Source organism: Methylocystis heyeri (assembly GCF_004802635.2).
GTDB classification, from domain to species: domain Bacteria; phylum Pseudomonadota; class Alphaproteobacteria; order Rhizobiales; family Beijerinckiaceae; genus Methylocystis; species Methylocystis heyeri.
Genome location: NZ_CP046052.1, coordinates 1,135,375 through 1,160,909 on the forward strand (window position 1 = coordinate 1,135,375; position 25,535 = coordinate 1,160,909).

A 25,535-nucleotide genomic window follows, 5' to 3' on the forward strand; every position below is an offset into this window, starting at 1 on the left:
CTGGTTACAGCCCTGTCAAAATTCCGGCGTAAGCACGCCGTGCTCGCGCGCTCCCCAAAAATTCAAGGTCTGAGTTCATGGAAGGTTTAACTATCAATCCCGTCGCGCTGTTCATGCAGGCGGGGCCGGTCGGAAAATTCGTCATGATGTTGCTCGCTGCGGCTTCGCTGTGGTGCTGGGCGATCATCATCGAGGAAATCATCCTCATCCGCCGCCTGCGCGGCGCCATCGCCGAAGCGCATGAGAAAGGCGAAAGCGATCTGCTCGCGCCGGTCATCGCCGAAGGCCGTCGCGCCCAAAGCCTGCGGGTGCCGGGAGAGAGCGTCGGCGAGCGCCGCGCCCGCATCGTCGAGACCATGGGCCGCGCCGCGCGCAAGGTTCTCGTCGCGACCGAAGGCGGCCTCCCCAATCTCGCGATCGTCTCCTCGCTTGCGCCCTTCGTCGGCCTGTTCGGGACGGTCTGGGGCATCATGACCAGCTTCGCCGGCATCGCGGAATCGCAGGACACCAGCCTCGCGGTGGTGGCTCCCGGCATCGCCGAGGCGCTGGCCGCCACCGCTTTCGGCCTCGCCGCGGCCATTCCCGCCGGTTTCGCCTTCAACCGACTCGGCGGCTCGCTGGCTCACACCGGCGAGTCTCTCGGCGACTTCGTCGAGGAAAAGGCCATTTCCTTCGTCGCGGCGGAAGCCCCGGCGGCGCCTGCTCCGTTGGCGGAGGCCGCCTAGATGGGAATGTCCGTCGGAAAGCGTGCGACGGGCGGCTTCCAGCCGCTCGCCGAAATCAACGTCACGCCGCTCGTGGACGTGATGCTGGTGCTGCTGATCATCTTCATGGTCACGGCGCCGATGATGGCGGCCGGCATGAAGGTCGATCTGCCGCAGGCGCACAGCGCCAAGCCGCTCAATCCCAAAGAGCCGGTGGTCATCACCATCGCCAAGGGCGGCAAATTGATGCTCAACGCGGATGAGGTCCCGCTGGATCGGCTCGTCGACGCTGTGCGCGCCAAGGTCAACGGCGACCTCGCCCATGTGATCCATTTGCGCGGCGACAAGGATGCGGCCATCGGCGATATGGTGGCGCTCATGGATCGGCTCTCCTCTCACGGCCTGACTCATATCGCCATTCTGTCCAAGCGGGAGGCTCCGGCCAAGGAAGCCAAGGGGGCGGGCAAGTGAGCGCTTCGCCCCCCGGCCTGCGCCCCGCCTGGCTGCGCCCTGCCGCGGTAGGCTCCGCCTTGTCCGCCCACGCCGCCCTCGTCGGCGTCTTTCTGCTGGCGGGCGATCCGCCCTCGGCGGCCTATGACTCCCATGACGTCTCTTATGTACAGGAAGGCGACGCCGCCCCCTTGGCGCAGGCGGAGTCCACTCCAGAAGAACAGCTGGAAAACGCGCAAAGCGACGTGACCCAGGCAGCGGCGCAGGCGCAGGCCGAGGCGGCGCCCAAAACGCAGCAGCAGGCCGAAAACCCGCTCGCGCTGGAAAAGCCGCAGACAGTCGCTCCCGACGCGGTGACCCTGGCGGAGACCAAGCAGCGCGAGGAAGACCCCCTCAACCCGACCCTGAAGCCCAAGGTCCAGCTCGCCAAGCTCGAACTGCCCCAGACGCCCGACGAAACCCCGACGGAAAAAACCGCCGCTGTTCGCCAGACCGCGAGCGCCGAAGCAGAGGCGGCCGCCGCCGCAGCGGCGGCGGAGCGCGCGGGAGCGGCCGACGGAAAGAACGCCCCTTCCAGCGCAGCGCGGGCGCGCTACGGCTCCAAGGTCCTGGTGGAGATCCAGAAGCACATGTTCTATCCGCGGCTGGCGAAAAAGGCCGGCGTCACCGGCACGGCCGCCATCGTCTTTACGGTCGGCGCCGACGGCCATATCGTCGAACGCCGCCTCGAACGGTCGACAGGCAGCCCGGAACTCGACCACGCGGCGCTGGCGATGATGGACGCGACGGTCGCACCCCCGCCGCCGCTCGGCCGCTTCCAGGGACGCACGACGATAAAATTCGACGTGAAACGCTGACGCGCGTCTCTCTTCGGCAGGGATACGCGCGAGACCGGCGGGCGACCTCGGCCGCCGGTCAAATCTTTGTCGCCCATGCTGTTGCTTTTCGGCCCGGCTCTGTGACACAGCTTCCCTCCAAAGAGGGCGCTGGCGCCCGTCGCTCCTGTTCACAGACCAAAAAGGCCCCATGACCCCCGCCGCCCAGGTTTCCGCCGCCATCGAGATTTTGGAAAAGCTCGCCGACAACCGGCGTCCGGCGGGCGACGTCATCAAGGAATGGGGGCTTTCTCACCGCTTTGCGGGCTCCAAGGACCGCGCGGCGATTTCCAGCCTCGTGTTCGACGCCCTCAGAAAGCGCGCCTCGAGCGCTTTCGTCATGGGCGAGAACAGCGCCCGCGCGGTCATGATCGGCGCTCTGCGCGAGGCCCGCGGCCTTTCGCCCGAGGGCGTCGGATTGTTGTTTTCCGGAGAAGGCCATGCCCCCGCCCCGCTGACGCTGCAGGAGCGCGAGCGGCTGGAACAGGGAACGCTCGACGGCGCTCCGGCCCATGTGCGCGGCGATTATCCCGAATGGCTGGGCGAAAAGCTCGAAGCCGCGTTTGGATCTGAGGCCGCGGCGGAAGGCGCGGCGCTTTCGGCGCGCGCCCCGGTGGATTTGCGCGTCAACATCATCAAGGCCTCGCGCGATCAGGCTATGGCGAAGCTCGCCCATCTCGGCGCTGCGCCCACGCCGCTGTCGCCCTTTGGCCTTCGCATCCTGCCCGGCGCCGACGGACGCGGGCCGGCGCTGGCGGCGGAAACCGCTTTCATCAAGGGTCTCGTCGAGACCCAGGACGAAGGCTCGCAGCTCGCCGCCCTGCTTTGCGGAGCCGAACCCGGCGCCCAGATCCTCGATCTTTGCGCAGGCGGCGGCGGCAAGACGCTGGCTCTGGCGGCGCAAACCCACAACCGCGGCCAGATCTACGCTTTCGACGACGACGGCCGCCGGCTGGCGCCGATCCACGAGCGGCTGGAGCGCGCCGGCGTGCGCAATGTCCAGGTGCGGGCGCCCCGCGGCAAGGCCGATGTGCTGACCGATCTCGAAGGGCGCTGCGACATCGTCCTCATCGACGCCCCCTGCACCGGAACCGGAACCTGGCGCCGGCACCCCGACGCCAAATGGCGGCTCGCCCCCGGCGCGCTGGAGCAACGCCAACAGGACCAGCGCGAGCTGCTCGACCAGGCGGTCCGCTTCGTGAAGCCAAAGGGTCGCATCGTTTACGTCACCTGTTCGCTGCTGAGGGAAGAAAACGAAGACCAGATAAGCGCGTTTCTGGGCGCGCACCCGGCCTTCTCAGCCCTGCCCGCCAGCGATGTGGCGGAAAAAGGCGGCCTGCCGGAGCTGGCGCGCTTCGCCTCGCCTCATGGCGTCGGATTGCGCTTTTCGCCGCTGACCTCTGGAACGGACGGCTTTTTCGTCGCCGCGCTTCAAAAAGGCGATGTTGTCTAGTACTGCCGTTCAGGCAGGCTTCAATTTGCGGCGCCCCGCGGCGCCATGGAGTCTTTCCGGTTCCCGGAAAGCCTCCAGGATTCCTAGACCAATCGTGTTTTCTTCACGCGAACCGGTATCCACTTCGCTCGAAAACACTTCAACGGGACGGGCCATGAACGCCGAGGACTTCCATCAACAGATCGCCGACCGCCACGACAAGACGCTGATCGTCGATTTTGGTTCGCAAGTGACCCAGTTGATCGCCCGCCGCGTGCGCGAAGCGGGGGTCTATTGCGAGATCGCGCCGTTCCAGAGCGCCGAAAAAGCCTTTGCCGAGGTGAGGCCCAAGGCGGTGATCCTTTCGGGCGGCCCCTGCTCCGTCACCGACGAGGGCTCGCCCCGCGCGCCGCAGGCGATCTTCGACTCGGGCGTTCCGATCCTCGCCATCTGCTATGGCGAGCAGCTTCTCGCGGAGCAGCTCGGTGGCAGGGTCGAGGCCGGGCACCACCGCGAATTCGGCCGCGCCGACGTCGAGGCGATCGCCCCGAGCGCCCTCTTCGACGGCGTTTGGGACCAGGGCAAGAAATATCCGGTCTGGATGAGCCATGGCGACCGCGTGACCCGCCTGCCCGAGGGTTTCGAGGTCATCGCGCAATCCGAAAACGCGCCCATGGCCGCGATCGCCGACGAGGCCCGGCGCTATTACGGCGTGCAGTTCCATCTCGAGGTGGTGCATACGCCCGACGGCGCGAAGCTGATCTCCAATTTCGTGCATAAGGTCGCGGGGCTCAAATCCGATTGGACCATGGCCGCCTTCCGCCAGGAGGCGATCAAGGCCATTCGCGCCCAGGTCGGCGACGGGCGGGTTTTGTGCGGGCTTTCCGGCGGCGTCGACAGCGCCGTCGCCGCGGTGCTGATCCATGAGGCGATCGGCGACGCCCTCACCTGCGTCTTCGTCGATCACGGCATGTTGCGGCAGGGCGAGGCCGAGGAAGTCGTCACCCTGTTCCGCGACCACTACAATATCCCGCTCCACCATGTCGAAGCGCAGGATCTGTTTTTGGATGCGCTGGAGGGCGTCGAAGACCCCGAGGTCAAGCGCAAGACCATCGGCCGGCTCTTCATCGAGACCTTCGAGGCCGAGGCCAAGAAGATCGCGCAGGACCAGCGCGGCGCGCCCAAATTCCTGGCCCAGGGCACGCTCTACCCCGATGTGATCGAGAGCGTGTCCTTTACCGGCGGGCCTTCGGTCACGATCAAATCGCATCACAATGTCGGCGGCCTGCCCGAGCGCATGAATATGGCGCTGGTCGAGCCCTTGCGCGAATTGTTCAAGGACGAGGTGCGCGCGCTCGGCCGCGAGCTTGGCCTGCCGGAGGCCTTTGTCGGCCGCCACCCCTTCCCCGGACCGGGCCTCGCCATCCGCTGCCCCGGCAAGGTCACGCGCGAAAAGCTGGATATCTTGCGCAAGGCGGACGCGGTCTATCTCGACGAAATCCGCAAGGCCGGGCTGTACGACGAGATCTGGCAGGCCTTTGCGGCGCTGCTGCCGGTGCGCAGCGTGGGCGTGATGGGCGACGGCCGCACCTATGATTATGTCTGCGCCCTGCGCGCGGTGACCAGCACCGACGGCATGACCGCGGATTTCTTCCCCTTCGACATGAATTTTTTGGGCCGCGCCGCCACCCGCATCATCAATGAGGTCAAGGGCGTGAACCGGGTGGTGTACGATGTGACGAGCAAACCCCCGGGGACGATTGAGTGGGAGTGAGGGGGAGCGGTTCGCCGGTTCACGTAACTCACGCCGACGATTGCGCCACCTCTATCCAATTGCATTCAAGAAGACATGATGACTCGTGATGACTTCACCCAATCAGTAAAGCGCGAGCTAGCTCTACGCGCTGCTCATTTCTGCTCTAATCCGCAATGTCTGCGACTGACCGCGGGACCAAGATCCGGGAGGGATCGCGGTCTCGGGACGGGACACGCAGCCCACATCTGCGCGGCAGCCAGCGGCGGCCCTCGTTATGACTCCACCCAAAGCGAGGCAGAGCGCAAATCGGGGTCAAACGGGATTTGGCTTTGCCGTGAATGCGGCGATATAGTGGATAAAGACGCCGAAGGGTTTAGTGCCGAGCAACTTCGCCGCTGGAAGCATGATCATGAGGTAATGATCGCTGAGGTGCGTCAGCAGGGGTGGTCGCGCAGCATCGAGTTACTTCGTTCCAACCAGATGGCGCCAGTGGTGGCACGCGAGATAATCTCCCTTATTGAAGACCGTCGAGCTTTATGGGCTTGCTTCAACGCAGAGTTCCCTGATCGAGTTCGGGGGTCTCTGGATGATCTTCGATATCGGCTGACAAGTTTACGAGGGAAGTGCGCAGCAGGAGGTCCACTGGATTCTGTAATTGCGGCGCTGGGAAAAACTATCCGGCATTTCTTCGACACGGTCGAGCAATATAATCTCACGACCCTGCGCTGTGATAGTAGAGACCCCGACTGGCGGGCCTTTGAAACCGCTCTGAAGGCGCTACGCAAATCCGTTGCTTATCAGATTTCCGCTCTGGCTGATTCTTATGCCATCCCGCTACAAGGTGAATTGGCCGATTGCTTGCCGCGCTACGATAGCCCCAGCGAGCCATCGATAGATCATCATTGATTGGCGGCTCGGCATGAGTGCGCTCAGCTTTCCTTTTGGCTATTATCCTAGACCGCTTGACCTCGTCGTGGGGCCGGTGACACTGAAATCTTCACCCGATCTTGCAGAGGTCGTCGCGCGGGTTGAAGCCGACGCCGGCATTGACAACGGTTGGATATATGCGCCGCCACAACGGGTTCGCCATCTCGGCGGCGGCATAAGCGAGCGCCCTTATGCGGCCAGGGTCTTCGGCCTGCCCAAGACTCATGTCATCACCCACCAATCAGCACACAGCGACAACCAACTTATTTTCCATTTGTGGGCAGTATCCTTCCTCACTGGGATGCGACTGACTTCGACTGAAGCGGGTTTTCTGGATTGCACGCCAATCCAACCCGGCAAGCTAGTCGATTTTGTGCTTGTGGGCGAAAGCCTTTCCAATGGTATCAAACTTGCGGAAAATTTCTGGATTGCCCACAAAGCCACGCCGCGACGAGCAAAGCTGTTTTGTGCCGTCATTCATGCTTTTTTTCTGGCACAAAATCCTCGGCATCTGCAGTTCGAGGAATTTCTTATGCTCTACACGGCGTTCGATGCCTGCTTTGCACTGGCCAAGTCACTACTCGGGAAGACTGGCTCCGTGCGTCACGAAGATCGCGTTGCCTGGATGTGCGACCAATTCTCGATGCCGGTTCCGGCTTGGGCCAATAAAATCGCCTCGATTGCCCCTGAGGTTGCTTCCCTGCGAAATGAAACGATCCACGAAGCCCTCTTCATGGGTGAGCCCCTCGGCTTTAATATCCACGGCTTGGGTACAAACCGGAATCTGATAATTGAGATGCAAGCGCTGATCTGCCGTTTAGCCATCGCATTGCTCGGTGCCTCGTCTGCGGACTATGTCCGCACACCTGTCAACACACGACAGAAATACGGACTGAGACTTGCCTAGATTACCAGAATGCATAAACGCTACAGGGGGAAGTAGAAAGCTTTGACTGTATTTTCTGGATCGTGGCGAAAGTCGCTGCATGGCTTATCATTCGACCAGCGCTAGTGTCATCATGTCCTACCTGCAGAGCGCCGCAACTACAGAATTGCCCGTGCGGCGCACTTGTAGTAACGTGTAACTACAAATTGTTCAACCAGAAGGCGGATTCTCGATGGCTGTCACAACCTTATCGACCCGTGAAGTCAATCAGGATCTCGGCCGTGCGAAGCGCGCCAGCGAAAGCGGCCCGGTCATCATCACCGAACGGGGGCGCCCCGCGCATGTCTTGCTGACTTACGACGAGTATCAGCGGCTGGCCGGCCAATATCGCCAAGTCAACATTCTCGACGAGCTCGGATTTTCCCCGGGCGTTGAGGATATGAGGTAGAGTTCCCCCGCTCGCGCGAGAGCGCGCGGCTGGCCGACTTCACCTGATGTTCCTGCTGGACACCAATGTCGTATCGGAGCTGCTGCTAACTCATGTCATTAGTCCAAGGTCCAGGCTTTACCTTCCTGATACCTACCCCTATATGTAACCTTCATGACCCATCTCAGCATTCGCGATTTGCAGAAAATCTCAGGCGAGACGATTGGCGCCTTGCCGGGGCCGACCGCGGTAAAGTCGGGCGACCGCACGATCGGGCTTCTTGTTCCCTTGAAAGCGGCCGATCCAGACCGCTTGGCCGCCATCCTCGCGCAGGCCGAAGCGCTGGCAAAGGGACGCAATCCCGCGGAAGAAGACGCGGCTCTGGCGCCTTTCGGCGAAGTCGATCCCATTGACTGGTCTGTCGAGGCGGTGCGGGCGCTGATGTCCGGGCGGTGAGGTGTGAGGACGCCCACGTCGACAATCGTGCTGGATGCCGCGGTGCTGATCGCAGCGGCCCGCGGCAGAAGCACCGGAGCGTTGCTTGAAGTCGCTCGCAACGCCACACTCGTTACGACGGATCGCGTGTTGCAGGAGGCGCGTCGGCGCATCGAATTGGGATTGAAGCGGCCGGAACTTCTTCCCATCATCAACGCGCTCGCCAACGAAATGACCATCGTGCCGGTCGCAGCGCTGGGGCCGCTTTTGGCTGTTGCCGAAGTTGCTCTCAGGGACGCCGTGGCGAGCCGTAACGGGTCGACCAATGACGCACATGTCTTGGCCTTGGCCTGGAGCGCCGACGCCGACGTGTGGACCACGGACCGCGATTTCGCTGGGACGGGCGTCGCTACATGGTCGACTCCAAATCTCCTGAGGGCGTTCGCCGAAGTCTAATAGCGCCTGATCGCCAACCCCCTCATCCTGAGCAGAAAGCGCGCGGGCGAGCTCCTCAGGACGATGCCGCGTAATTACTGAAAACTGCGAAGCTTTGCCGTCATCGGGCCGTATATTGCAGAAAGGTAGAACGAAACCCGGGAGGGAGTTCGAATGGACGTCATCCAAACCGACCGGCTGATCTTGAGAAATTTCAGGCTGGGTGACGCCGCCGATCTGTTTGCCTATTTGCGCCATCCGAGGTCGAGTTGCTTCCTCTCGCTCAGACTCCCAGATCTCGAAGCTGCACAAGCCGAAGTGGAGACACGCCGCAGCAGCGATGAGCATATCGCCGTAGGTTTGCGAAGCTCCGATAATCTGATCGGCGATTTGTTCTGCGTGCACGAGCCTCCCGACACCTATTCGGTCGGCTGGAATTTCAACGCGGATTTCGGCGGCGCGGGTTACGCCTCCGAGGCCGCGCGGGCGCTCTTCGAGTATCTGTTCACGGCGAAGCTCGCCCGCCGCCTCTACGCCTATGTGGAGGAAGACAACATCGCCTCGCAGCGCCTGTGCGAAAGACTGGGAATGAGGAGAGAGGGGCTGTTCCGGGAGTTCGTATCCTTCGTGACCGATGACGAAGGCGCCCCGAAATTCGAGAACACGATGCAATACGCCATCCTGCGCAAGGAGTGGACGGCCTAACCATAGAGCGTTTCCAGCCGAAGTGGACGCCGGTTCGGCGTAGGAAACGCGTGAAAACAAAAACTTAGAGCATTTTCATGTTTCCATGAAACATGAAAATGCTCTGGCCGCCAGGTTTGCCGCTGTTGTTCGATCTGCGGAAGCGCCGCCCGCGGCCACGCGGGCGCCTCGGATTGCTGGCGTCCTTACCGCGCGCTCACGTCCGCCAACACCGCATCCAGAACCTGCGCGACGTCCTCGCCCGAGAGCTGGACTTGCAGTCCGCGCCGGCCGCCATTGAGAAAAATGGCGTCCCAGAGCAGCGCGGTTTCGTCGATGACGACCGGAACCTTGCGGAGCTGGCCGAAAGGACTGACGCCGCCGATCTTATAGCCGGAGACGCGTTCGGCGTCGGCGGGCTTCATCATTGTCGCCGCCTTGGCGGAAAGCGCCGCCGCGACCCGCTTCATCGAGACTTCGCCGTCGCTCGGGGCGATGACGCAGGCCGGCTTGCCGTCGACCAGCACCATCAGCGTCTTGAACACCCGCCCCGGCTCGACCCCAAGGGCGTTGGCGGCCGCCATGCCGATGCTGTCGACATCGGGATCATAGTCATAGCTGTGAAGTTCGAACGGGACGCCAACTTGTTCCAGGGCTTTCGTCGCCCGCGTCGCCTGCGCCATTTAATCCTCCCGACAACCGAAGCGCACTTTATCAAAGGGCCCATGCGTCCGATGCAGTAAAGCCTCGACGCGCCGCGTCGACGAGCGGCGTCCAACGGCCCTCGTCGGTCTGATTGATCCTCTGGACCTCGGCCGTCAGCTCATTGAAGATCCTCCGCCCGGTAATGCAGGCTCCGATTGTGGTGCGTCACAGTTGTGCGAAATGCGGAAAGAGCCGGTGAGCAATTGTTCCGCCGCGACAGCATTGCCACCTGAATTTCAGGTCGCTCCTTCAGCCGACGGAATATGACTTCGCCGCTCCAGTTCTCCATCACGCAAACGGGCACGAGACCAACGCCATAGCCGGCGGCGACCAACGCCAATCCAGCCGGCAATTCCTCGACTTCCTGAATGTCGGTCGCCTTGGAGCCCCCCTGCCCCCGGCGCAAGTGCAAAAGCTGTTCATAGGCTCCTGGGAGGGGGGCTCGAGGCAGAGTCAAAAAAGTTTGGCCGTCCAAGTGATGCAGGGAGAGACAAGATTGATTAACGAGCCGATGACCCGGCGGTAACGCAAGCACCATTTCCTCTTTCCAGAGCGGCTCGATGAAAAGGTCCGGTTCATCCGGAACCGCGCCTGTCAGCGCCGACGAAACCGATAAAAGTCCTACGTCGATTTCGCCTGACGCAACTGCGGCGATCTGGTCCCGCGGCTGAGCTTGCCTCAGTCGCACTTCGACCTTCGGCTTTTCAATCCTGAACATGGCGAGAATCGAGGCCAGCCGTCCGAGCATGGCGGCGCTCATATATCCGATCCGGATCATTCCCATTTCGCCGCGCCCGACCATTCCGATTTCAGTGGCGGTGGCCTCCATCGAAGCGAGCAGCGCCCGCGCCCGGCGCAGAAGGATCCAGCCGGCGTCCGTCAACTCGATCGATCGGCCGTGACGGATGAACAGAGCGGCGCCGAGTTCCGCCTCGAGCGTCTGGATCTGCTGGCTCAAGGGGGGCTGCGAGATGTTGAGCGTTTCGGCGGCCCTACGAAAATTGAGCGCCTCGGCGACTGCGACGAAATAGCGGAGACGCCGTGCATCGAGTGAGATGTTTTTCATATCAAAAGCGCCGATAATTCAGATTAGACATATCAAACGCCGGGTCGCATCCTGAAGCAAGATCCAAAACGAGATTTGCATGGCCGAAACGCGCAGCGGCGAATTTTCCGAGCCGCCATGGCGTTCGGCCCATGACCGGGCCCAGAGAATGAAGTCTTTCAGCTATCGGATTGCGCCCCCGGTTTTGGCGCTGCTCTACCCATTCGCGCTCGAGGCGTTCCACGCGAGCGTGGAGCTTACGAAGAGCGATCCGGCCTCGGGAACTTTGCTCGCCGTTGCGAGCATCGGCATCGCGTTCGCCATTCCGCTGATCGCGTTCGTGAGCTTCATGCGGTTCGCGGCGATCAATGACGGAAGCGGCGTGAAGATCGCCGCGGCGCTCGCGGTGGCTTCTCCCGCAATATTCACCTTCGTCGGAGTCGTCCTCTACATGCTGCATTATCCGGTTCAGGAGAAGGCGGCGTGGGTGGCCGCCTGGGGCGTCATCGCTTTAGTCGCCGTGGCTCCGAGCCACGAAAGAGATCGTGGCGTTCTCCTCGCAACTAAGTTGCGCAGCGTCCACGGCGCACTTGCGGCCTCTGCTTTCCTGGCGTTCCTGGGCTTCCATATATTCAACCACCTCACGGGGCTGGCCGGCGGCGACGCTCACAAGGCGGTCATGAATATCGGGCGCCATTGGTATCGCGCCGCCATCGTCGAGCCGGTCCTTGTTCTGATCCTGCTCTCGGTCGCCGCCACCGGCGCGGTCCTCCTCTGGCGCCGGCTGCGCAACCCGATGGACGGGTTTTTGGCGCTTCAGGCCGCTTCAGGAGCTTACCTCCTGTTCTTCCTGATCGGACACATGAACTCGGTGTTCATCTATGCGCGACGGTGGTTGGGAATCGATACGGAATGGTCGTTCGCGACTGGCGCGCCTACGGGCTTGGTTGACGACGAATGGAATATTCGCTTGGCGCCGCATTACGTGCTGGGGGTGTTCTTCCTTCTCACCCATCTCGTCGGAGGCCTCCGGATAGTTATGATTGAACACGGAGCAGCCCGCCGAAACTGTGATCGTATGGCGATCGTCGGCGCCGGTTTCGCGGCGTTGATCGCCGCCGCAATTCTGATGGGCATGTGCGGCGTCCGCATTTTTTCGAACGCATGAACGCCGCTGTCACCCTTGAGGCGCGCCCTTCCCCGATTTCCACCGCCGTTCGGTAGATCGTCTCCAGCAGCTTTTCGTCATAGGGCAGCCAGGGTTTTGGGGCGCGGGCCGGCTCCTTGGGCAGCTCGATCGTCACCGGGTCTCCGTCGCGGGTGACCCGTCCGGTCGCGAGGTGAATGGCGCAGGGGCCGATGCACAGATGGCGGGCCTCGAAGCGAACACCATCCCTGCCCCACAGCATGCGCTGGAGAGCTCCTTTGCGCATTTCGGCCACTGCGCCGAGCGGTAATTCACCCAGGCGCCGCAGGCGTGGATCGTAGCCCGGATCGGTTTCCTCGGTCACGGCGAAGCCGCTGGCGCCGACCAGAAGATCGACGGCGCGCAAAATCTCCGAAAGGGTCGCGCGGAAAGGCCGACCGTCGCGGTCACGCGGGAGCGCCGTAGCATTTCTCTTCGATGATTTCGGATCCGAGTGCGGTGCTGATCTGTCGCTTGAGCCGCGCGCGTTCGTCGTTGCGCTTGTAGACCGAACGCGCGAGCTCGACGAATTCCGGGTCGAACTCGCCGGCGCGCTCTTTCTCGCGGATCGAATTCTCGATGCTCCAAAGCGCGAGATTCGTGGCTTTCAGCTCGCTCTTCAGGCTTGCTATCGCTTCCCGAGAGTCCCGCGGCCCCACCACCTCCTGCAACATCCGCAGTTCCCGCTCGACATTCGCGCGCGCCGCCGTCTCCATGATCTCGGCGCTCTTGATTTCGAGAATCGTGATTTTGTCGATCAGCTCGCCCCAGGAAATCGGCGCCCGCGGCGGTTCCGCCCGAGGGCGAGGGCGCCACTCGTTCATCAACTCCCGCACCGCGGTTTCAATGTCCGTAAACACGCCCTTCCAATCGCCGCTGGTCCTCTGCCGAAACAGCCGTATTGAAGGATACCAGGGAGAGTCGGAGCGCTCCAGGAGCCATCGCCAGTCGGGCGTCCGCTGCAGCGCGACCCAAACGGGCCGCCCCAAGGCGCCGGCGAGATGCGCAATCGACGTGTCGGAGGTTACGACGAGGTCCAGGCTTTCCATAACGGCCGCCGCGTCGAGAAAGGCGTCCTCGCCCGCGTCGTAGTCATCGCCGAGGCTTTCGACGATCATGCCATCGGGAAGTCTGCTCAGCTGCTCGACGCCGTCATTTTTTTGAAGCGAGACCAGCCGGAGGTTTTGGATCCGGGATAAGCCGTGCAACTCGGCCAGCGCGAAAGACCGGCCGAGATCGATCTTCCCTGCTTTACTACCCTGCCAAGCGATCCCGACTTTGAAACCGTCCTCGCCGATCTTCTCCCGCCATTTCAGCGCGCGCTGCTGTTCGGCGCGCAGATAAGGAGTAGCAGTCGACGGGCTCTCCAGCCTCGTTTGAAAGGCGAGCGGCAGGCTGAGCAAGGGGCACTGAAAGTCGAAAGACTCCGCGGGCGGCAGAGACGTCACGAGGCGGATGGACTCGCGCGAAGGCAAGGATTCCATGAGGCGCAGGAGGCTCGCGCGCACGAGGAAGGTCACATGTGCGCCCGCTTCGACGAGCTTCGTCACGTATCGTGAAAACTGGATGACGTCGCCGAAGCCCTGCTCGTCGTAGATGACGATCTTCTTGCCGGCAATGTTCTCGCCCTTCCATGAGGGAAAGGAAGCCGTCAGCTTTCGCTTCGGCGCGCCCTTTCTGTCCCATCGGCTTTCATAATCCTGCCAACCCGCCACGAAGTCCGATTGGAGCAGGGCGAGCAGCGCACGATTGTAGCGCGCGTCGGCATGGTCCGGCTTTAGCGCCAGCGCCTGGTCGTAAGACGCGAGCGCTTCGCCGAAATGACCGAGCTCCTGCAAAGCTGCGCCGCGATTATACAGGGCCTTCACGAAGCGCGGCGCCATGACCAGCGCCTTGTCGTAGGACTCGAGCGCCTCGCCGAGCCTTCGCAGCTCCTTGAGCGCGTTGGCGCGATTGTTGTGAGCTTCGGCATAATGGGGCGTGATCGCCAGCGCCTTGTCGTAAGACGGCAAGGCGTCCCTGTGTCGGTTCAGCTCTTGCAGCACATTGCCGCGATTATTATGGGCTTCGGCGTAGCGGGGCGCGATCGCGAGCGCCTTGTCGAAGGACTCCAAGGCCTCTTCGAAACGGCGGAGCGACAACAGTGCGTTGCCGCGATTATAGAGAGCTTCCGCATCGTTCGGATGAATCGCGAGCGCCCTGTCGATGAACGCCACGCCCTTGGCGGCGCGCCCAGTCTGCGTCATCACGACGCCGAGCAGATGCAGCGCGACGACGTTGGCGGCGTCCCGCGTAACGATCTCGCAGTAGATCTGCTCCGCCCGGAATAACTCGCCGCGCCGGTGAAACGCGAGGCCTCTGGCCAGCGGGTCGTTCACCGGGGGCGCCTGCCTGTCGGCGAAGGCGTCCTCTCGTCCGCCTCGCGATTTTTCGGCCCGATGTCGCAAGGAACTACTCTCGCTGGGTTTCCACGAACGGCGCGGCTTCGTCGAAGAGCGCGCGGCCAACGAATAATCATACCAATTTGATATGATTTTGCAAGCTGCCACGCCGGGGCGCCCTGGTCATCCTGCCCTGCTGATGGCAGCCTCCTCATCTTTCCAGCAATATGACCAGAAGAGGCTTTCCCGGCAAAGCGCGGCGCCCCAGGCCGCAAGGAAGCGCCGGAGCGCGAAGCACGCTTTTCGCCACGGATAGTCGCTGGTGCGATCGACAGGCTCGTCTTGGTCCCCTTCGGCTTTGCGCGTCAGCAGGTCGAGGTAGTCCCGGCAGGCCGAGGCGCGAAAAACCGGGTCCATCTTGTCGCCGAGATCGAGGACCGCGCCGGCGATGTAGGCGGCAGGGTTTGGCGCGGGGCCATCGCCTCGCCAGGTTTCGGTCCCATGGGCGACCGCCCAAAGATCGCCGAGCGCCAGAGGGTCGATCGAGGCCAAATCCGCGGGTTCGCCGGCGCGAGGCGAATGTCCGGCCATCCTTTCGATGAGCTCGATGGTTTCCGGACGAATATTTGACGTCGAATTGGCGACCATGGCGCCCCCGAACTCCACTCATCGAATGCTTCAGAAGACTCGATATTCAACCTATGATTGTAGTAAGTCGCAATCTCGAGCGTAGCAAGCCCCCCGGCCGCGGATTTCATGCAGAACCGAAAGCGATTGGAAATCGCACACCGAAACGATCCTCCCAAGCAGACGTTGGTCTTTCCCTGTTCTGGCCGGCGACCCCGACCGGAAGGCGTTTTTGCCTATATTGTTTGCCAGTTGATTCCAAACGTATATCATTGTGGTCAATAATATTGGGAGCGGTGCTAAATCATGGATTTCTCAGCGAAAATTGCTGCGCTTGCGCAGCGGGCAGCTAAGCAGAAAGATTCGGTCGAGACTGAGGAGGCTACGAAGAACGCGTTTATCATGCCTTTCATCAGCGCGCTGGGTTATGACGTGTTCAACCCTCTTGAGGTCATACCAGAATTTGTTGCAGACGTAGGCGTTAAGAAGGGCGAGAAGGTCGACTATGCAATTAAACTCGACGGTAAGGTGATATTGCTCGTCGAATGCAAGCCCTGCAGAGAAAAGCTAAGCCCTCAACATATGTCTCAACTTTATAGATATTTTTCTGTCACGGATGCGCGGTTTAGCGTGCTGACTAACGGTCTCATTTATTGGTTCTTCACCGACCTCGAGGAACCAAACAAGATGGATGCGAAACCATTTTTCGAGTTCGACATATTGAACTACCGTCCATCGCATATAGATGAGCTAAAGAAATTTGCGAATGAGAATTTTGATGTCCCTCTCATTCTCGAAACCGCGAGCGATCTCAAATATGGTTCGATATTTATTAGAGAAATATCGACAGAAATAGATAATCCTTCAGACGAAGTCATAAGAATGCTCATATCTAGGGTTTATGAAGGAAAGTTAACGTCAAATATATTTTCGAAATTTAAACCTTTAGTTCAGAAGGCGATGAAAGATACTGTCCGTGAATTGCTCAATCAGCGCCTGTCCTCCGCAATCGAGGATAGTCCATCGGTTACGGCGGTGGAATTGGCGCCTTCCGCTCCCCAGTCACCTCCCTTGACTATTGTGGAGGGCGCCGAGGAAGTGGTGACAACGGAAGAGGAAATCGAGGGTTATCAGATCGTACGAGCTATCGTTCGCGAAGTGGTGAAAGTCGAACGAATAGCTATGCGTGATTCGAAGAGCTATTGCGCAATCCTTCTGGACGACAACAATCGGAAACCAATTTGCCGGCTGCATTTCAACCGCGCCACGAAATATGTGGGCCTATTCGACGCCGAGAAAAACGAAGAAAAAATAAGAATCGAGGTAATCGACGATATTTTCAGGTATGCGGATCGCCTGAAGTCAGTGGCCCTGAATTACGATAGCGGAAAAATGAGTCTTGCCGAGGTGAACTGACGAAGGCGCGTCATTGCGAGCGAAGCGAAGCAATCCAGGGAAAAATTATCAATATTATTGGTATGACTCTGGATTGCTTCGCTCTGCTCGCAATGACCCCTCCTTTTGGAGAGTTAAACTACATAATACTAGCCTGTTGGGACGATTCTTTTACCTCGGCGGTCGCCCCGTTCATCTACGATCGAGAATATCCTTCACCATCTGCTGAAGCAGCCCGATAGCGGACCCCCGGTCCAGCGCGGGGTCTCGCAGCGGCATGGCTTTCAATCCGTCGATGATCGCGATGATGACGACGGCCGTGGCTTCGGCGTCGAGACCGGGGTCGACGGCGCCGCGCTGCTGTCCCTTGCGCAAAACATCCGCGAGTATGGCCCGCAGACCGCGGCTGTGCGCCTGGATCACCTCCGCCATGGCGGGGTTGCGCGCGCTTTCCGCCAGCATCTCGAAAACGATCTCCACGCCGGAATTGGGGCCGCTCGGCGCAAGTCTGCCGATCTCCTCCGCCAGTAGAGCCGCAACGTCGCCCTCCGGCGCCGACAGTTGCTCGAATCTCTCCCGCGTCCTCGCGAGCCAGGCCTGCGAGAGCGTGGCGACGATCGCGTCCTTGCTGTCGAAATAATGATAGAGGTGGCCGGGACTGATGCCCGCCTCCTTGCAGATATCCGAGATCGACGCGCCCTTGAGCCCGCTGCGCTCGAAACAGCGTCTGGCGGCGGCCAGAATCTCCAGCCGTTTCTCCTCGTGCCGGACGGGATCGAGCTTTCTCATGTCTGTCCTTAAAACTAGAACGACCGCTCTATCAATCTTGACGTGCGATTGATTTTGTTTTTACATAAATAGAGCGATCGATCTATTAAAGGAGCTTTCGATGAAGCTGCGCCGCTTGGGAAAGAACGGCCCGGAGCTGCCCGCCCTCGGCCTCGGCTGCATGGGCATGTCGCCGCTGCGCCCGCAGCCGGGCCGTCATGACGCCGCAAAGGACGCGGAAAGCGTCGCGACGATCCAGGCCGCGCTCGACGCCGGCGTCCGCCTCGTCAATACGGGCGATTTTTACGGTATGGGCCATAACGAGCTGCTGCTGCGCGAAGCGTTGCGCGGGAGGCGCGACAAGGCTTTCCTCAGCGTCAAATTCGGCATGATGGTCGCGCCCGGCGGCCAGCCGCTCGGCGTCGACGTCAGCCCGCGCGCGGTCAAGAATTTCTGCAGCTATTCGCTGCAGCGGCTGGATGTCGAGGCGATCGATCTCTATCAGCCCGGCCGCATCCCCGCCTCGGCGCCGATCGAGGAAACCGTGGGCGCGATCGCCGAGCTCATCAAGGAGGGCAAGGTCCGCCATCTCGGCCTGTCGGAAGTGACCGGCGCGCAGCTTCGCCGGGCCCATGCGGTTCACCCGGTGACGGCGGTCGAGATCGAATATTCGCTGGCCGGCCGCGCCATCGAGCGCGACCTCCTGCCGGTCGCGCGCGAACTGGGCGTCGGCATAGTCGCCTACAGCGTGGCGGCGCAGGGCCTTCTGACCGGCGCGATCAAGGGGCCCCTTCCCGCGCATGACGTCCGCAACTGGACGCCGCGATTCCACGGCGAGGCGCTGACGAAGAATCTGGAAGTGGTGGCGAAGTTCGCCGCCTTCGCGGCGTCGAAGGGCTGGACGCCGACGCAGCTCGCCGCCGCCTGGGTCCTCGCGCAGGGCGAGGATATCGTGGCTCTGGTCGGCATGAGCAACCGCAACCGCATAGCGGAGAATATAGCGGCAGGCGCCATCGAGCTTTCGGCCGACGATCTCGCTGCGCTCGATCGAATGTTCGCGCCCGGCGCCGTCGTGGGAGACCGCTACGCGCCGCAAATTCTGCAGATGTGGCGTTCGTAAACCGGAACGGGCCGACGCCAGAGGTCGCGCTCGTCACCCCGCCTTGCTCGCCCCCGGCTCCCCTGCTAGCCTTCCCCGGTTATTGCAACAGCAGGATTGGTCCCCTTGCCTGATTTTGTGTACGGCCTTGCTTCCTTTGCGGCCTATTTCGCGGCGTCGATCGCCTTTTGCGCCGGCTTCTGCGTCGTCTATGTCCGTCTCACGCCACATAACGAATTCGACCTCATCGTGCGCCAGCACAACGCCTCGGCGGCGATAGCCTTCGGCGGCAGCCTGATCGGCTTCGCCATCGCGCTGGCGGGCGCTATCCACAACACCGGGAGCGCGCTCGAATTCGCGGTCTGGGGCGTGGTCGCCTTCGCGACCCAGGTCATCGCCTATCAGCTGGCGCGGCTCGCGCATCCGGGCCTTTCGCACGCCATCGAGCAGAACGCGGTCGCGGCGGCGGTGTGGGTGGCCGCCGTATCCATTTCCGCCGGCGTCCTCAGCGCCGCCTGCATGAGCCCGTGACGCCATGGCCGATTCGAAAAAGGAATTCGGCAAGCGTGGCGTGAAGCCGCCGCCGGTGGTCATGCACGCCCCGGAAGGACTCCCCGAGGCGCCCGACCCGCTCGGCCCCCTACAATTGCGCACGCTGACGATTACGGTCGGATCGATCGGCGCCACGGTGCTGGCGCTCATCGCCGCGACCGAGGCGCTCCACAATTTCGACCAGCGTGTGGGCTGCGACACGCCGCAAGGGCCCAACGCCGATCAATCGACCTGCCGGCAGACCCAGAGTTCGGGCGGCGGCCATGGCGGCGGGAGCGGAAGCTCCTGGCATTCCAGCTCCGGGTCGGGAGGCCAACACGCCGCCTTCGGCGGTTTCGGCGGCTCCGGCGGCGGCCATGGCGGGGGCGGCGAGTGAGGCGCGAAGCCTCCCCTCCCCGGCCCGACATGAAGGCGCATTTCGAGGAAATCGGATTCCTCTACGCCTACCAGGACGGCGCGCCCTATTGGGACGAAACCGCTCGATATGTCTTTTCGCTGAAGGAGGTCGAACACGAGCTGGAGCGGCCGACTCGGGAGCTTCATGCGCTCTGCCTGGAACTGGTCTCGCGCGTCGTCGCCAGCGACGATCTGCTGGCGAAGCTCCGTATTCCGTCATTTGCTTTCGAGGCGATCAGGAAGAGCTGGATCAGGCGCGATCCCTCGCTCTACGGCCGCTTCGATTTCGCCTTTGACGGCCGCGGCCCCGCCAAACTGCTCGAATACAACGCCGACACGCCCACGAGCCTTTACGAAACTGCGGTGGCCCAGTGGTTCTGGCTCGAACATCTGACTGCGCGCGGGCTTCTGCCGAAAGGCGCCGATCAATTCAACTCGCTGCATGAAAAGCTGATCGCGCGCTGGCGCGAGATCGGGCTCGGGCGCTTCCTGCATCTCGCCTGCATGGCCGGCGGCGTCGAGGACTCCGGAACAATCGCCTATCTCCAGGATTGCGCGCGTCAGGCCGGGCTCCAGAGCCAGACGCTCGACATGGGCGACATCGGCCTTCAGGAGCCGGTCTATGTCGACCGCTGGGGCCGCAGGATCGACTTCCTGTTCAAGCTCTATCCCTGGGAGTGGATGTTCGCCGATCCTTTCGGCAGGTCCGCGGCCCTGCTGCGCACGCGCTTCGTCGAGCCGCAGTGGAAGATGATTCTCTCCTGCAAGGGTATGCTGGCGCTGCTATGGGAAATGGCGCCGGGCCACCCCAATCTGCTGCCCTGCTATTTCGACGACGATCCCCGCTCCGCGCAGCTCGGGCCGCGCTATGCCCGCAAGCCGCTTTATTCCCGTGAAGGCGCCGATGTCGAACTCGTCGACGGCGACCGCAGGACCGAAGGAGACCGGGACGGTTACGGAGCGGAGGGTTTCGTCCGCCAGGCGCTTTGCCCGCTCCCTGATTTCGGAGGGAAGCGTCCCGTGGTCGGAAGCTGGATTATCGGCGATGCGCCCGCGGGCGTAGGCGTGCGCGAGGATTCCTCGGCCATAACCTCAAACCGCTCGCGCTTCCTGCCGCATGTGATCCTGGGGTGAGAGCGCCTTATCAGCCCAACAGCGCCATCGCCGCCTCATGGATGCGCCGATCGCCCGCGGCGATGATGGAGCCTCCCCCAGCCGCGCTGTCGCCGCTCCATGTCGTGACGACGCCGCCTGCGCCCTCTACGATCGGGATGAGCGCTACGATGTCGTAGGGGTTGAGATTGGTTTCGATCACGAGATCGACATGGCCGGCCGCGAGCGCGCAATAGGCGTAGCAATCGCCGCCGTAGCGCGAGAGCCGGACCTCTTTTTCGACGCGGTGGAAGTTGTCCCGCAGATCGGGATCGATCAGCAAGGGCGAGGTCGTCAGCAAGGTCGCGTGGGAAAGATCGGCGCAGGGCCGTGTCTTCAGCGCCCGTCTCTCCATGCCATTGCCGTTGCGCGCCGGTCCCCGCCAAAAGGCGGCCTCGCAATCCCCGGAAAAACGCTCACGGGTGAAGGGCTGATTCATCAGGCCGTAAACGGGGGCCCCGCGGTGGGTGAGGCCGATCAGCGTGCCCCAGGTGGGAAAGCCGCAGATGAAGCTCTTGGTGCCGTCTATGGGATCGAGCACCCAGACGAATTCGGCGTCCTCCTGCTGCGATCCGAATTCCTCCCCGATCAGTCCGTGGCCGGGAAAGGTGTCCTGAATCAGCCGCCGCATGGCGCTCTCGGCGGCGCGGTCGGCTTCGGTCACCGGATCGAAGGCGCCGCCGCGCCCTTTGTCTTCGGCGGTGAGAGCCGTACGGAAAAAAGGCAATATGGCCTCGGCGGAGACTTCCGCGAGCTGTTCCACGAATCTCTCGAAATCGACTGCTGTCACTCTCTGGGTCTCCAGGGGGAGAAATCATTCCGCCGCGGCGCGCGGGGCTTGCGTCCGCCCGCTCTCGCCTCGGCCGATGCTTTGGACGAGCTCCGACAGCGCCTCTTGCAGATGCTGAGCCAGAAGCTCGAAGCGCTCGTTGCGCTCCAATGTGGCTTCGTTCATGTAAAGGCCGCGCGCGACCTCGATCTGCATCGCATGCCATCCGGCGCCGGGACGCCCGTAATGCTCGGTGATGAAGCCGCCGGCGTAAGGGCGGTTGCGGTGCACGTTGTAGCCGAAGCCGCGCAAGCGTCGCTCGATCAGATCCACGAAACCGGTGTCGCAGCTCGCCCCGAAACGGTCCCCGAGCACGAAATCGACCCGCCGTTTTTCCGTGCGCGCCGAAGCGCCGGGATCGCGCGCCGCGATCGTGGGCATGGAATGGCAGTCGATCAATATGGCGAGGCCGAAAGCCCGGCGCGCTTCCTCCATCAGCGAGGCGAGAGCGGCGTGGTAGGGCTTGTAGAGTTTCTCGATCCGTCTGAGGGCGTCCGATAGCTTCAGCTTGCCCTGATATATCTCCCGGGCGTCTGTCACGACGCGCGGAATGGTCCCGAGGCCGGCGGCGACGCGCAGCGACCTCGTATTGACGAATTCAGGCAGGTCTTCCTCGAACATGCGCGGGTCGAGCTCATAGGGTTCGCGGTTCACGTCGAGATAGGCTCTCGGAAAGCACGCCCGCAACATCGGCGCGCCCAAACCCCGGGCGCAGGCGAAAAGCGTGTCCACATAGGCGTCCTCGGACCGGCGCAGACTCGCCGAGTCCAGCCGCGCCTGCTGAAGGAAGCGCGCAGGGTAGACGCAGCCCGAATGGGGGGAAGAAAACACCAGCGGAGAAGCGAGGACCGGAGGCGCGACGATTTCAAAGGGGCGCGCAAGCTCGGGTTCGACCCCCTCGCCGGAGAAACCGGCGTCGCTCGACTCTTGCCGCGGGGCTGATTCCATGCGTCGCCGCCTCGTGCTATGTGTTTTTTATAGGGCCGGCGCCATAGCGGCTTCCAAGGCTATGGAGCCAGAATTTAACCCCTTGCGCAACCGCTTTCGCAAAATCCACGCCGTTTGCGCATGCAAACGGAGACTGGTCAGCGCGCCGCGGGAAAGCTAAATGGGAACGATTAGGGTTTCACCTGATTTTTACTAAGAATCCGCACAACTGATGGAAAAGGAGAAGAGGAGCGTCATGACCGACCCGGCAGCCGCCAAGATCTTGCTTGCAGAAGACGACAACGACATGCGCCGCTTCCTGGTCAAGGCGTTGCAGCACGCAGGCTTTTGCGTCACCTCCTTCGACAATGGGCTTGCGGCCTATGACCAGCTTCGGGTGGAGCCCTTCGAGCTGCTGCTGACCGACATCGTCATGCCCGAGATGGACGGAATCGAGCTCGCCCGCCGCGCCACCGAACTCGACCCCGACATAAAAGTGATGTTCATCACCGGATTCGCCGCCGTGGCGCTCAATCCCGACAATCAGGCGCCGAGCCAGGCCAAGATCCTTTCCAAGCCGTTCCACCTGCGCGATCTCGTCAACGAGGTGCACCGGCTTCTCGCCGCCTGAGGTCCGCCGAGGGCGCTTCGGCCGCGATCGCCGCGTGCGACCGCGCCGCGAAGCTGCAAAGCAAGGGTTCGTCACCCGGTTCGTCGCCTTGGCCGATCGGCGCTTCGGCTTGCCGAACGCCGAGCGATGAGCTAATAGCCAGCCAAATCCAATTCCGAAACGGTCGCCTGCCCGCGACGATTGTCGCGGAAGCGATCGTATTCGCCTTTCATGAGGTCTGCCGAGATGAAAAAAGACATTCACCCCGATTACCACACCATCAGAGTCGTGATGACGGATGGAACCGAATATTTCACCCGTTCGACCTGGGGGTCCGAGGGCGAGACGATGAACCTCGACATCGATCCCAAGACCCATCCGGCCTGGACCGGCGGATCGCAGCAGCTCCTCGACCGCGGCGGTCGCCTCTCGAAGTTCAATTCGCGTTTCGGCGGGCTCTCCTTCGGCAAGAAGTGAGCTCGAGCGACAAACGAGATTGAAAATGAAAAAGCTCCCGATGCGAAATCGGGAGCTTTTCTTCTTTCCAGCATACGATGAGCCGGGGGTCGTGGCTCACCGGGCCGGAGCGAAGGCGTCGCGCAGCCTCTGCAGCTGGTCTTCGACCGGACTGCCGACAGGGGCCTGAATCGGCTGTGTGACCGGCATGTAGATCAGCATGTCGAGATGCATGATTCGAGCCTGCATCCGCAGCGAGTGAATCGAAAGATCGCGCAGCTTTTGCGGGAGACGCTGGAAGACGTCCGGGTTCGACGCCAGCTCCTGCTGGGAGAGCTTGACCCTGTTGCGATCGCTGGCGGCCTGAACGCGGGTCATTTCGCCCTGGTTGACGGCGCGCTGGAGCAAGAGCCAGGAGGCGATCTGCATGAGACGGGTCGTGAGCCTCATGCTTTCGGCTGCGTAAGCGAGCGCTTCGGTGCGCGGGAGCGACTTGGCTTCGTCACGGCCCGCGCCGTCGAGATAGGCTGCGGCGTCCTCGACCAGCGACATGCCTTCCCGAAAAAGCGCGCCGAAAGCTTCGGAACAGGCGAGCTTTTCGACAAAGGAAACGGGTTGGCCTGCTTCATTTACGCTGTCATTCAGACGCATGTCACGCTCGCGGAACTTGCCCCGGGTCCCGCCCGGCGGATTCGACATGATTCAATCTAGCGTATTTATCGGGGCGTCGCTCGCTTAGCCTTTCTTTAACCTTAATTCCCGCAAAGCCGGGGGAAAGGCTGAGCCGGGACGCGATCGCTCACGCCGTTTTCGGCATGGGACGGTCGTCCTTTGACAATAAATGATAGTTCTGTTGCGTCCAAAAAAAAGAGCCGCTGGGGGGCGGCTCTCGAGGCGTCTCGACAGGGAGGCATCAAGGACGCGGGTGTCGTCACCCGAATATCCTGCATCAGCAGGACATCATCAGGCTGCGCTCAATCCGTTAAATTATGGTTAACGCCCTGCGGGGTCCTGAGACTGCGCAGGCGCAATCGCCGCAGTCGGCGTCGGGTCGATTCCCCTCGCGGCAAATTTCTGCGCGAGAGGCCCGACCAGGCGGCCGGACAGGAACGGCGACGGATCGGAATAGATCAGCGACGCCAGGATGAGCAGCGAAATGCGCAACAATTGCCCGCCCGTCACGCAGGGCGGCCGGGCGAAAGGGTTGACCGGGGCCCTGGGCGGGAATCGGGCGGGATCGGCCGCGGACTTCGCCTTGCGACGGGGTGCGGCCGGATGCGCGAGCCTCGGACGCCTGTCCTCGCCGTTGCTCCAAAGCATCAAGCCATGCATGATCGAATCTCCGCCCTGCAGCGCCGCGAAGGCGAGTTAACCGCGTTCGGTTTTCCGCTTGGTTAACGAGTAGCGAACCAGCACGATAAAATGCCGCCAATTATCGACCTAGGCGCTAGACATTGCGTGACGGCTTTGCCACCGTGCGCGCTCACATCCCCGGTTGAGAGAGGAAACACGATAATGGCGGCGGACGTCACTTTTCCCGCGGCGGCGGCGGCAGGATTGCTGTCGTTTCTTTCGCCCTGCGTGCTGCCTCTGGTTCCGCCCTATCTGACCTTCATCGCCGGCGTCACGCTGGAGGATCTATCCGCGGAATCGCGAGGCAAGGCGCAACGCGACGTGCTCCTGGCCGCGGCGCTGTTCGTGCTGGGGTTTGGAACCGTCTTTACCGCTCTCGGCGCCAGCGCGAGCTTTTTCGGCCAGGAATTGCGCGCCAACCAGGAAATCCTCTCTTACGCCGCCGGCGCCATCATCATCGCCATGGGCCTGCACTTCATCGGCGTGTTCAGGATCGGCCTGCTCTATCGTGAAAAGCGCGCCGAGATCGAAAAACCCATGGGGCTCTTCGGCGCCTATGTCATGGGGCTCGCATTCGCCTTCGGCTGGACGCCCTGCATCGGCCCGATTCTGGCGGCGATTCTCGCGGTGGCGAGCACGGAGGATACGGTTTGGCGCGGGGCGCAATTGCTCAGCGTCTATTCACTGGGCCTCGGGGTGCCCTTCCTCGCGGCGGCCCTGGCGCTGGAGCCCTTCATGGGCTTCATCTCCAGGTTCAAGCGGCATTTTGTGAAGATCGAGAGAATCGTCGGCGGGCTGCTGGTGTTCACCGGCGTTGTGTTCTGGTCCGGCGGCATCCAGAACATTTCCTTCTGGCTGATGCAGACTTTCCCCGGCCTCGCCAATCTGGGCTGACCAGCTTCCGTTCGAGCGTCTCGCAATAAAAAACGCCGGGCGTACATCCGGCCCGGCGTTCAAACCGTTGAGGACATTGCTGCCTCTCAAAGGTTCTATTTGTTTGTTTACTGACCAAACGTGACTGTAAAATGACCAAATGAAGTAGA

At 62.0% G+C, this 25,535-nt stretch carries 29 protein-coding genes; 20 read left to right on the forward strand and 9 right to left on the reverse strand.

The genetic code is table 11. The annotated features are described in order from the left end of the window. The first annotated feature begins 77 nt into the window (after positions 1 to 77). The 11 genes from H2LOC_RS05050 to H2LOC_RS05100 all read left to right on the forward strand — a co-directional run bounded on the left by H2LOC_RS05050 (position 78) and on the right by H2LOC_RS05100 (position 9,032). Positions 78 to 725, forward strand: coding sequence for a MotA/TolQ/ExbB proton channel family protein (locus H2LOC_RS05050; protein ID WP_136495391.1), 648 nt, complete (start codon positions 78 to 80; stop codon positions 723 to 725). Continuing rightward, a complete protein-coding gene (locus H2LOC_RS05055; protein ID WP_246206992.1) occupies positions 726 to 1,175 on the forward strand; it encodes an ExbD/TolR family protein in 450 nt (149 codons plus the stop codon). After that, the gene (locus tag H2LOC_RS05060; RefSeq protein ID WP_136495392.1) at positions 1,172 to 2,011 is read left to right on the forward strand and encodes an energy transducer TonB family protein; all 840 of its coding nucleotides are present in this window, start codon (positions 1,172 to 1,174) and stop codon (positions 2,009 to 2,011) included. Before H2LOC_RS05055 ends, H2LOC_RS05060 begins: the two co-directional genes overlap by 4 nt. Before the next feature lie 169 nt (positions 2,012 to 2,180). Beyond that, positions 2,181 to 3,482, forward strand: a complete 1,302-nt coding sequence (locus H2LOC_RS05065; protein WP_136495393.1) for an RsmB/NOP family class I SAM-dependent RNA methyltransferase — start codon at positions 2,181 to 2,183, stop codon at positions 3,480 to 3,482. Positions 3,483 to 3,636: 154 nt separating this feature from the next. Then, the gene (guaA, locus tag H2LOC_RS05070; RefSeq protein WP_136495394.1) at positions 3,637 to 5,235 is read left to right on the forward strand and encodes a glutamine-hydrolyzing GMP synthase; all 1,599 of its coding nucleotides are present in this window, start codon (positions 3,637 to 3,639) and stop codon (positions 5,233 to 5,235) included. Between the two features lie 333 nt (positions 5,236 to 5,568). After that, positions 5,569 to 6,123: a hypothetical protein gene (locus H2LOC_RS05075; protein ID WP_202620525.1), complete on the forward strand. Its 555-nt coding sequence runs from the start codon at positions 5,569 to 5,571 to the stop codon at positions 6,121 to 6,123. A gap of 13 nt (positions 6,124 to 6,136) precedes the next feature. Further along, the gene (locus H2LOC_RS05080; protein WP_136495395.1) at positions 6,137 to 7,051 is read left to right on the forward strand and encodes a hypothetical protein; all 915 of its coding nucleotides are present in this window, start codon (positions 6,137 to 6,139) and stop codon (positions 7,049 to 7,051) included. Positions 7,052 to 7,262: 211 nt separating this feature from the next. Beyond that, the gene (locus H2LOC_RS05085; protein WP_136495396.1) at positions 7,263 to 7,478 is read left to right on the forward strand and encodes a type II toxin-antitoxin system Phd/YefM family antitoxin; all 216 of its coding nucleotides are present in this window, start codon (positions 7,263 to 7,265) and stop codon (positions 7,476 to 7,478) included. A gap of 153 nt (positions 7,479 to 7,631) precedes the next feature. After that, the gene (locus H2LOC_RS05090; protein WP_136495397.1) at positions 7,632 to 7,913 is read left to right on the forward strand and encodes a hypothetical protein; all 282 of its coding nucleotides are present in this window, start codon (positions 7,632 to 7,634) and stop codon (positions 7,911 to 7,913) included. Positions 7,914 to 7,916: 3 nt separating this feature from the next. Next, a complete protein-coding gene (locus H2LOC_RS05095) occupies positions 7,917 to 8,348 on the forward strand; it encodes a PIN domain-containing protein (protein ID WP_136495398.1) in 432 nt (143 codons plus the stop codon). A gap of 153 nt (positions 8,349 to 8,501) precedes the next feature. Continuing rightward, entirely contained in the window at positions 8,502 to 9,032 is a 531-nt protein-coding gene (locus tag H2LOC_RS05100) for a GNAT family N-acetyltransferase (RefSeq protein ID WP_136495399.1), read from the forward strand. Between the two features lie 185 nt (positions 9,033 to 9,217). Here the strand turns inward: H2LOC_RS05100 and ybaK are convergent, their stop codons facing one another. Together ybaK and H2LOC_RS05110 are read right to left on the reverse strand one after the other, a co-directional pair. Then, entirely contained in the window at positions 9,218 to 9,694 is a 477-nt protein-coding gene (gene ybaK, locus H2LOC_RS05105; protein WP_136495400.1) for a Cys-tRNA(Pro) deacylase, read from the reverse strand. A 140-nt stretch (positions 9,695 to 9,834) separates the two neighbouring features. Beyond that, complete coding sequence (locus H2LOC_RS05110) at positions 9,835 to 10,782, reverse strand: LysR substrate-binding domain-containing protein (RefSeq protein WP_154331579.1); 948 nt, start codon at positions 10,780 to 10,782, stop codon at positions 9,835 to 9,837. A gap of 79 nt (positions 10,783 to 10,861) precedes the next feature. On the opposite strand from H2LOC_RS05110, the gene H2LOC_RS05115 reads away from it, so the two are divergent. After that, positions 10,862 to 11,929: a hypothetical protein gene (locus H2LOC_RS05115; RefSeq protein WP_136495403.1), complete on the forward strand. Its 1,068-nt coding sequence runs from the start codon at positions 10,862 to 10,864 to the stop codon at positions 11,927 to 11,929. A gap of 425 nt (positions 11,930 to 12,354) precedes the next feature. Here the strand turns inward: H2LOC_RS05115 and H2LOC_RS05120 are convergent, their stop codons facing one another. Next, complete coding sequence (locus tag H2LOC_RS05120; RefSeq protein ID WP_136495404.1) at positions 12,355 to 14,325, reverse strand: DUF6165 family protein; 1,971 nt, start codon at positions 14,323 to 14,325, stop codon at positions 12,355 to 12,357. A gap of 186 nt (positions 14,326 to 14,511) precedes the next feature. Next, entirely contained in the window at positions 14,512 to 14,976 is a 465-nt protein-coding gene (locus H2LOC_RS05125; RefSeq protein ID WP_136495405.1) for a hypothetical protein, read from the reverse strand. Positions 14,977 to 15,261: 285 nt separating this feature from the next. Here H2LOC_RS05125 and H2LOC_RS05130 point away from each other — a divergent pair, with 285 nt between their 5' ends. Next, positions 15,262 to 16,371: a type I restriction endonuclease gene (locus H2LOC_RS05130; RefSeq protein ID WP_136495406.1), complete on the forward strand. Its 1,110-nt coding sequence runs from the start codon at positions 15,262 to 15,264 to the stop codon at positions 16,369 to 16,371. A gap of 171 nt (positions 16,372 to 16,542) precedes the next feature. Here H2LOC_RS05130 and H2LOC_RS05135 read toward each other — a convergent pair whose 3' ends face one another. After that, positions 16,543 to 17,139, reverse strand: a complete 597-nt coding sequence (locus H2LOC_RS05135) for a TetR/AcrR family transcriptional regulator (protein WP_136495407.1) — start codon at positions 17,137 to 17,139, stop codon at positions 16,543 to 16,545. A gap of 100 nt (positions 17,140 to 17,239) precedes the next feature. Between H2LOC_RS05135 and H2LOC_RS05140 the strand changes: the two genes are divergently transcribed. From H2LOC_RS05140 to H2LOC_RS05155, 4 genes are all read left to right on the forward strand, one after another. Then, a complete protein-coding gene (locus H2LOC_RS05140; RefSeq protein WP_136495408.1) occupies positions 17,240 to 18,238 on the forward strand; it encodes an aldo/keto reductase in 999 nt (332 codons plus the stop codon). Between the two features lie 105 nt (positions 18,239 to 18,343). After that, positions 18,344 to 18,748, forward strand: a complete 405-nt coding sequence (locus H2LOC_RS05145; RefSeq protein WP_136495409.1) for a DUF350 domain-containing protein — start codon at positions 18,344 to 18,346, stop codon at positions 18,746 to 18,748. 4 nt (positions 18,749 to 18,752) lie between these two features. Further along, positions 18,753 to 19,145: a hypothetical protein gene (locus H2LOC_RS05150; protein WP_136495410.1), complete on the forward strand. Its 393-nt coding sequence runs from the start codon at positions 18,753 to 18,755 to the stop codon at positions 19,143 to 19,145. After that, positions 19,142 to 20,299 carry a glutathionylspermidine synthase family protein gene (locus H2LOC_RS05155; protein WP_136495411.1) on the forward strand — a complete coding sequence of 386 codons (1,158 nt, stop codon included), beginning with the start codon at positions 19,142 to 19,144 and terminating at the stop codon, positions 20,297 to 20,299. Before H2LOC_RS05150 ends, H2LOC_RS05155 begins: the two co-directional genes overlap by 4 nt. Positions 20,300 to 20,309: 10 nt before the next feature. On the opposite strand, the gene hisN is transcribed toward H2LOC_RS05155, so the two are convergent. Together hisN and H2LOC_RS05165 are read right to left on the reverse strand one after the other, a co-directional pair. After that, positions 20,310 to 21,107: a histidinol-phosphatase gene (gene hisN / locus H2LOC_RS05160; RefSeq protein ID WP_136495412.1), complete on the reverse strand. Its 798-nt coding sequence runs from the start codon at positions 21,105 to 21,107 to the stop codon at positions 20,310 to 20,312. A 24-nt stretch (positions 21,108 to 21,131) separates the two neighbouring features. Continuing rightward, positions 21,132 to 22,094 carry an N-formylglutamate amidohydrolase gene (locus H2LOC_RS05165; protein WP_136495413.1) on the reverse strand — a complete coding sequence of 321 codons (963 nt, stop codon included), beginning with the start codon at positions 22,092 to 22,094 and terminating at the stop codon, positions 21,132 to 21,134. Between the two features lie 235 nt (positions 22,095 to 22,329). On the opposite strand from H2LOC_RS05165, the gene cpdR reads away from it, so the two are divergent. Together cpdR and rpmE are read left to right on the forward strand one after the other, a co-directional pair. Continuing rightward, complete coding sequence (gene cpdR / locus H2LOC_RS05170; RefSeq protein ID WP_136495414.1) at positions 22,330 to 22,704, forward strand: cell cycle two-component system response regulator CpdR; 375 nt, start codon at positions 22,330 to 22,332, stop codon at positions 22,702 to 22,704. A 225-nt stretch (positions 22,705 to 22,929) separates the two neighbouring features. Continuing rightward, positions 22,930 to 23,160, forward strand: a complete 231-nt coding sequence (gene rpmE, locus H2LOC_RS05175; protein WP_136495415.1) for a 50S ribosomal protein L31 — start codon at positions 22,930 to 22,932, stop codon at positions 23,158 to 23,160. 96 nt (positions 23,161 to 23,256) lie between these two features. Here rpmE and rcdA read toward each other — a convergent pair whose 3' ends face one another. Then, positions 23,257 to 23,790: a protease adaptor protein RcdA gene (rcdA, locus tag H2LOC_RS05180; protein ID WP_136495416.1), complete on the reverse strand. Its 534-nt coding sequence runs from the start codon at positions 23,788 to 23,790 to the stop codon at positions 23,257 to 23,259. Positions 23,791 to 24,132: 342 nt separating this feature from the next. Beyond that, complete coding sequence (locus H2LOC_RS05185) at positions 24,133 to 24,471, reverse strand: hypothetical protein (RefSeq protein ID WP_136495417.1); 339 nt, start codon at positions 24,469 to 24,471, stop codon at positions 24,133 to 24,135. A gap of 183 nt (positions 24,472 to 24,654) precedes the next feature. Here H2LOC_RS05185 and H2LOC_RS05190 point away from each other — a divergent pair, with 183 nt between their 5' ends. Further along, complete coding sequence (locus tag H2LOC_RS05190; RefSeq protein ID WP_136495418.1) at positions 24,655 to 25,386, forward strand: cytochrome c biogenesis CcdA family protein; 732 nt, start codon at positions 24,655 to 24,657, stop codon at positions 25,384 to 25,386. Positions 25,387 to 25,535: the final 149 nt, after the last annotated feature.

Coding starts and splice junctions, on each gene's coding strand:
- H2LOC_RS05115 (WP_136495403.1), top strand. CDS start 10,862: ATGGCCGAAACGCGCAGCGGCGAATTTTCCGAGCCGCCATGGCGTTCG.
- cpdR (WP_136495414.1), top strand. CDS start 22,330: ATGACCGACCCGGCAGCCGCCAAGATCTTGCTTGCAGAAGACGACAAC.
- guaA (WP_136495394.1), top strand. CDS start 3,637: ATGAACGCCGAGGACTTCCATCAACAGATCGCCGACCGCCACGACAAG.
- H2LOC_RS05110 (WP_154331579.1), bottom strand. CDS start 10,782: ATGAAAAACATCTCACTCGATGCACGGCGTCTCCGCTATTTCGTCGCA.
- ybaK (WP_136495400.1), bottom strand. CDS start 9,694: ATGGCGCAGGCGACGCGGGCGACGAAAGCCCTGGAACAAGTTGGCGTC.
- H2LOC_RS05055 (WP_246206992.1), top strand. CDS start 726: ATGGGAATGTCCGTCGGAAAGCGTGCGACGGGCGGCTTCCAGCCGCTC.
- H2LOC_RS05090 (WP_136495397.1), top strand. CDS start 7,632: ATGACCCATCTCAGCATTCGCGATTTGCAGAAAATCTCAGGCGAGACG.
- H2LOC_RS05135 (WP_136495407.1), bottom strand. CDS start 17,139: ATGAGAAAGCTCGATCCCGTCCGGCACGAGGAGAAACGGCTGGAGATT.
- rcdA (WP_136495416.1), bottom strand. CDS start 23,790: ATGCGTCTGAATGACAGCGTAAATGAAGCAGGCCAACCCGTTTCCTTT.
- H2LOC_RS05125 (WP_136495405.1), bottom strand. CDS start 14,976: ATGGTCGCCAATTCGACGTCAAATATTCGTCCGGAAACCATCGAGCTC.
- H2LOC_RS05150 (WP_136495410.1), top strand. CDS start 18,753: ATGGCCGATTCGAAAAAGGAATTCGGCAAGCGTGGCGTGAAGCCGCCG.
- rpmE (WP_136495415.1), top strand. CDS start 22,930: ATGAAAAAAGACATTCACCCCGATTACCACACCATCAGAGTCGTGATG.
- H2LOC_RS05050 (WP_136495391.1), top strand. CDS start 78: ATGGAAGGTTTAACTATCAATCCCGTCGCGCTGTTCATGCAGGCGGGG.
- H2LOC_RS05130 (WP_136495406.1), top strand. CDS start 15,262: ATGGATTTCTCAGCGAAAATTGCTGCGCTTGCGCAGCGGGCAGCTAAG.
- H2LOC_RS05080 (WP_136495395.1), top strand. CDS start 6,137: ATGAGTGCGCTCAGCTTTCCTTTTGGCTATTATCCTAGACCGCTTGAC.
- H2LOC_RS05065 (WP_136495393.1), top strand. CDS start 2,181: ATGACCCCCGCCGCCCAGGTTTCCGCCGCCATCGAGATTTTGGAAAAG.
- H2LOC_RS05085 (WP_136495396.1), top strand. CDS start 7,263: ATGGCTGTCACAACCTTATCGACCCGTGAAGTCAATCAGGATCTCGGC.
- H2LOC_RS05140 (WP_136495408.1), top strand. CDS start 17,240: ATGAAGCTGCGCCGCTTGGGAAAGAACGGCCCGGAGCTGCCCGCCCTC.
- H2LOC_RS05185 (WP_136495417.1), bottom strand. CDS start 24,471: ATGCATGGCTTGATGCTTTGGAGCAACGGCGAGGACAGGCGTCCGAGG.
- H2LOC_RS05190 (WP_136495418.1), top strand. CDS start 24,655: ATGGCGGCGGACGTCACTTTTCCCGCGGCGGCGGCGGCAGGATTGCTG.
- H2LOC_RS05165 (WP_136495413.1), bottom strand. CDS start 22,094: ATGGAATCAGCCCCGCGGCAAGAGTCGAGCGACGCCGGTTTCTCCGGC.
- H2LOC_RS05100 (WP_136495399.1), top strand. CDS start 8,502: ATGGACGTCATCCAAACCGACCGGCTGATCTTGAGAAATTTCAGGCTG.